At 74.9% G+C, this 467-nt stretch carries 1 protein-coding gene; it reads left to right on the forward strand.

Annotated features, from left to right (window positions below):
* A partial coding sequence (locus tag QN357_RS19285; protein WP_323505441.1) for an ATP-binding cassette domain-containing protein occupies nt 1-467 on the forward strand: 467 nt, incomplete at both ends.

Genomic DNA, 467 nt, shown 5'->3' on the forward strand with positions numbered 1-467 from the left:
GGCTGTTCGCCGTCAACGACGTGTCCTTCACGCTCGACCGCGGCACGACGCTCGGCATCGTCGGTGAGTCCGGTTCGGGCAAGACCACGCTGGCCCGGCTGCTGCTCGCGCTCGAGTCCCCGGACGCCGGCGAGGTCAGGGTGCTCGGCGAGACCTGGACCGGGATCACCGAACGCGCCCGCCGACCGATGCGACCGGCGCTCGGCGCCGTCTACCAGGACGCCCTGGCCTCCTTCGACCCGCGGCTCACCGTCGGCGCCGTCCTCCGCGACGCCGCCGGTTCCGCGGACCGGTCGGTCGAGCTCCTCGACCGGGTCGGGCTCGGCGCGGCCGTGCTCGGCCGCCGCCCGCTCGAGCTCTCCGGCGGCCAACGACAGCGGGTCGGCATCGCGCGCGCCCTCGCGAAGCGGCCGCAGGTCCTGATCTGCGACGAACCGGTGTCCGCGCTCGACATGACCGTGCAGGCC

This window comes from Cryobacterium sp. RTC2.1, assembly GCF_035018685.1.
Classification (GTDB): Bacteria; Actinomycetota; Actinomycetes; order Actinomycetales; family Microbacteriaceae; genus Cryobacterium; species Cryobacterium glucosi.